The organism is Micromonospora maritima, assembly GCF_902825405.1.
Classification (GTDB): domain Bacteria; phylum Actinomycetota; class Actinomycetes; order Mycobacteriales; family Micromonosporaceae; genus Micromonospora; species Micromonospora maritima.
The window spans coordinates 1-4,741 of the sequence record NZ_CADEAU010000411.1 but is presented as its reverse complement, the minus strand read 5'-3'; the positions used below and the strand labels follow the sequence as shown (position 1 = coordinate 4,741).

General features: G+C 72.3%; 3 protein-coding genes. All 3 read left to right on the top strand.

The genetic code is table 11. The annotated features are described in order from the left end of the window. Window positions 1-1,756, top strand: a 1,756-nt coding sequence (locus HUW36_RS25845) for a DUF1800 domain-containing protein (RefSeq protein ID WP_174530534.1), incomplete at its 5' end; no start/stop codon positions are given. Between the two features lie 14 nt (window positions 1,757-1,770). Beyond that, window positions 1,771-3,144, top strand: a complete 1,374-nt coding sequence (locus HUW36_RS25840; protein WP_246248327.1) for a DUF1501 domain-containing protein — start codon at window positions 1,771-1,773, stop codon at window positions 3,142-3,144. Then, on the top strand, window positions 3,141-4,556 hold the full coding sequence (locus HUW36_RS25835) for a ferredoxin reductase family protein (protein WP_174530532.1): 1,416 nt from the start codon (window positions 3,141-3,143) through the stop codon (window positions 4,554-4,556). The genes HUW36_RS25840 and HUW36_RS25835 overlap by 4 nt, the downstream gene beginning before the upstream one ends. The last annotated feature ends 185 nt before the right edge of the window (window positions 4,557-4,741 follow it).

The following is a 4,741-nucleotide window of genomic DNA, read 5'->3' as shown; positions in this document are numbered from 1 at the left end:
CCGGCGTCGCGCCCTCGCCACCCTCGGCGGCGCGGCGGTGGTCGCCGGCGGCGCCGCCCTGGCCCTGTCCCCGCAGATCCGTGGCCTGTTCACCGACGAGGTGGCCGGTGACGCCACCGGCACGGTGACCACCGACGGCACCACGGCCCGGCCCAGCGGCCAGCAGCCGAGCACCGTGCGGACCTACACCGAGCAGAACGAGAGCTACATGGGCTCGCGGGCCGGTGCGGCGCTCAAGCGCAACGCCCCGACCGGCGGCCAGCTCTTCGGCAGCCCGGCGGCCGCCGCCGCGGCGACCAAGGTGACCGTGCAGACGGTGCTCGCCAAGGACCCCATCCGGCACCTGTTGAGCCGCACCACCTTCGGTCCGACGCCGACGCTGATGGCCGAGGTGAAGCGCGTCGGCATCGACGACTGGCTGCGCGGGCAGCTCCAGCCGGAGAAGATCGCCCCGACCAAGGCCGAGCTGAAGCTGGCCGAGCTGCCCTCGCTCAAGCTGAGCCCGACCCAGTTGCGGGACCAGCGCGAGCAGCTCAACGAGCGCGGCGTCGACCCGGCCCGGGAGACGGTGGACGCCACCATCGCCCGGCAGATCTGGTCCGACCGCCAGCTCTTCGAGGTGATGGTCGACTTCTGGAACGACTTCCTGCACGTGGCGGCCGACTTCGACGGCGGGGAGAACTACCGCAACGCGTTCGACCGGGACGTCATCCGCAAGCACGCGCTGGGCAGCTACCCGGAGATGCTGGTCGCCGCGAACAAGCACCCGGCGCTGCTGCTCTACCTGAACCAGGTCGACTCGCGCAAGGACGCGATCAACGAGAACCTGGCCCGGGAGAACCTGGAGCTGTACTCGGTCGGTGTGGACGGCGGCTACACCGAGAAGGACGTGCGGCAGGCGGCGATGCTGCAGACCGGCCGGGGCGTCGCCGACGGCAAGTACATGTTCTTCGCCGACCGGCACTACGTCGGCAAGGTGAAGATCCTCGGCTTCAGCCACGCCAACAACTCCAGCGACCCCAAGGTCGCCGACAAGGTGATCGACTCGTACATCCGGTACATCGCGCTGCACCCGTCGACCGCGAAGTACGTGGCCCAGAACCTGGCCACCCGGTTCGTCTCCGACACGCCGCCGAAGTCGATCGTGGACCGGCTGGCGAAGGCGTACACCACCAACAAGGGCAACATCCGCCCGGTGCTGGCGACGCTGTTCAGCTCGTCGGAGTTCTGGGCCGCGGTCGGCCAGAAGGTGCGCCGGCCGATGGAGTACCTGGTCGCCACGTACCGGTCGCTGGGCGTGGGCCCGGACGCGACGGCCGGCTTCGAGGGCGACAAGCGGCGTACGCCGTTCGCGCAGGGCCTGCGCCAGATCCAGGACAAGATGCGCGAGCTGGGCCAGTACCCGATGGGCAAGCCCACTCCGGACGGCTACGCCGACGTCTACCTGGCGTGGACCTCGGCCGGCACCATGATCGACGGCTGGAACGAGGCAGGCGACCTGCTCGGCGGGTGGCGCAAGCAGTTCACCTACGTCAAGCCGGAGAAGCTGGTGGCGAAGCCGCCGGCGACCGCCGGGGCGTACGTGGACGCGCTGGCGCAGAAGCTCGTGCACCAGAAGCTGAGCGCCAAGGAGAAGAAGCTCGTGCTCGCGGTGGCCGGGGTCACCGAGAGCACCAAGGTCGACGCCACCTTCAACGGGGCCATCGCCGCGGTCGCGCGGACGATCCTCGCGTCCCCCCAGCACCACCTCCGGTGAGGCATTCGATGGAGATGACCGTGAACCCGTACCCCCTGCACCCCGAATGCCCCGACCTGCGGCGGCTGGCCGACAACCCGGCCGAGGCGCTGCTGCGCGCCGAGGCCGACATCGTCGCGGCCGAGAACGCGGCCGAGGCCGACCGGTACCGTCGGCTGGAGGAGGTCGAGGAGGCCCAGCAGGACGGCCGGGGCGTCACCCGGCGCACCTTCGTCGCCGGCGCCGCGGCCACCGCGACCGCGCTGGCCACCGCGCAGTTCGTCACCACCTCGGCGTCGTTCGCGGCGACCAAGACCGGCACCCTGATCCACGTCTTCCTCTACGGCGGGCTGGACGGGCTCAGCCTGGTCGCGCCGGCCGACGACCCGGTGCTGGCCAAGGCCCGGCCCGACCTGCTGCTCGGCAACGACTCGCTGGCCCTGGGCCGCGGCTTCAAGCTGACCAGCGCGTTCGCCCCGCTGGAGAAGTGGCTCAAGGCCGGCCAGCTCGGCTTCGTGCCGGCGGTCTCCGACCCGCGGCTGTCCCGCAGCCACTTCCAGGCCGCCGACGCCTGCAACCTGGGCGGCCTGCCCGGTGAGACCGGTGGCCGGGGCTGGCTGGACAGCCTGGTCGACACGCTCGGCAAGGGCACCGCGTTCCGCAGCGTCGGCATCGGCAGCACGCTGCCCCGCTCGCTGGTCGGCGTGAACGGCGCGATCTCCCTCAACAGCGTCGGGGAGCTGCGGCTCAACGGCGACGACAAGTACCGCGCCGCCACCGAGAAGGCGATCCGTGGCCTGTTCACCGGGATCAACCACCCGGTGGAGGAGTCGGTCATCGAGGGCATGGGCGCGCTGGCCACCGCCCAGCGGCTCGCCGCCAAGCCGTACACCGCCGCGGCCGGGGTCAAGTACGAGGGCGTCGGCAACGCGTTCCAGCAGCTCGCCCAGCTCATCAAGGGCGGGGCGAACGTGCGGGTGGCCACCGTGGGCATGGGTGGCTACGACACCCACGAGAACCAGGGCACCAGCGAGGGCGGCCAGCTCTGGCGGCGGCTCAACGAGCTGGCCAACGCCATGGCCGCGTTCTTCACCGACCTGGGCGACCGGGCGTCGGACGTGACGATCATGGTGTCCAGCGAGTTCGGCCGCCGGGTCGGCTCGAACGGCGGCGGCACCGACCACGGGCACGGCGGCGTGGTCACCGTGCTGTCCGGGCGCAAGCTCGCCGGGTCGCTGCTCGGCGCCTGGAACGGCCTGGACAAGCTGGACAGCGGCGACGTGCCGGAGTACAACAACATGTTCAACGTCTACGGGTCGGTGGCGCAGGGCCGGTTCGGCCTGACCGCCGCCCAGGTGGACAAGGTCTTCCCCCGACAGAAGTTCACCCCGATCAAGATGTACGCGTGACGTATCAGGACACCCACGCCGCCGGCCGCCGTACCGGGCACTCCGCCCCGTACGGCGGCCGTCCGGCTGCTTCCGTACCGCCGGGTCGGCCGCGCCGCGGGCCCGGCGGCCGGCGTGCGCTGGCGGTGGTGTTCTGGCTCGGTCTGGTCGCCGCGGTCCTGCCGTGGTGGCTGGACACCCCGGCCGGCTCGCTGGCCGACACCGCCGACGTGCTCACCGCCGGCGGTCGGGTCACCGGCCTGGTCGCCGGCTACCTGCTGCTGGCGCAGGTGCTGATGATGAGCCGGCTCGGCGTGCTGGAACGCACGCTCGGCGGCGAGCGGATCTCCCGGCTGCACCGCGACCTCGGCGCCACGCTCCTGGTGGCCGTGCTCGCCCACACGGCGCTGCTGGTGGTGGGCTACGCCCGGCAGGAGAAGAACTCGGTCCTCGGCGAGGTCGGCGCGCTGCTGACCGACTACGAGGACATGGTCTCCGCGTTCGTGGCCGCCGGCGTCATGGTGGCGGTCGGGCTCACCGCGGTGCGTGGCGTACGCCGCCGGTTGCCGTACGAACTCTGGTACGTCCTGCACCTGACCAGCTACCTCACGCTGCTGCTCGGGTACGCGCACCAGTTCAGCAACGGCGCCCAGCTCTACGAGCCCGGGCCGGTGCGCACCGGCTGGATCGCCGCGTACCTGCTGGTGGTGGCCGCTCTGGCGTGGGGTCGCCTGGTCAAGCCGCTGGTGTTCAACCTGCGGCACCGGCTGCGGGTGGCCGACGTGGTGGCGGAGAGCCCGGACACCGTCTCGATCTACCTGACCGGTGAGCGGCTCAACCAGATCGACATGCTCGGCGGCCAGTACTTCCGGTGGCGGTTCCTCAACCCCGGCTGCTGGTGGCAGTCGCACCCGTTCTCGGTCTCGGCGGCGGCCAACGGCCGCTGGCTGCGGCTCACCGTGAAGGTCGTCGGCGGCCACACCGCCGAACTGCGCGACCTCACCCCCGGCACCCGGGTGTGGGCCGAGGGCCCGTCCGGAACGTTCACCGCCGCGCACCGCACCCGCGAGCGGGCCCTGCTCATCGCCGGCGGCAGTGGCATCACGCCGCTGCGGGCGATGCTGGAGGAACTGCCGCCCGGTGCGGCGCTGATCTACCGGGCCCGTACCCCGGCCGACGTGCTGCTGCACCGGGAGCTGGACTGGCTGGCCCAGGCCCGGCAGACCTCGGTCTGGTACGTGATCGGCCGCCGCGACGACCCCGGCCCCCGCCAGGTGATGAACCCCGAGGGCCTGCGCCGGCTGGTGCCCGACCTGACCCGACGCGACGTCTACCTGTGCGGCCCCGCCGGCATGGTCGACGAGGCCGTGAAGGCGCTGCGCGCCGCCGGCGTGCCCCGTCGCCAGATCCACCTCACCGCGTTCGAGCTGTAGGAGAGGCACCACCCATGCGTCGCGCGTTCCTCGCGATCACCGGCCTGGCCGCCGGCACCACCGCGCTGGTGGTGCTCAAGGGCGCCCCGGGCACCGGTCAGGCCGCCCAGGACCTGCCGGTCGCGCTGGCCCCGGTCACCCCGGGCGGCTCGGCCGCGCCGGACGGGCCGACCCCTGCCGCGCCC

Excerpts from the sequence above, each read along its gene's own strand:
- HUW36_RS25840 (WP_246248327.1), top strand. The coding sequence starts at position 1,771 with ATGACCGTGAACCCGTACCCCCTGCACCCCGAATGCCCCGACCTGCGG.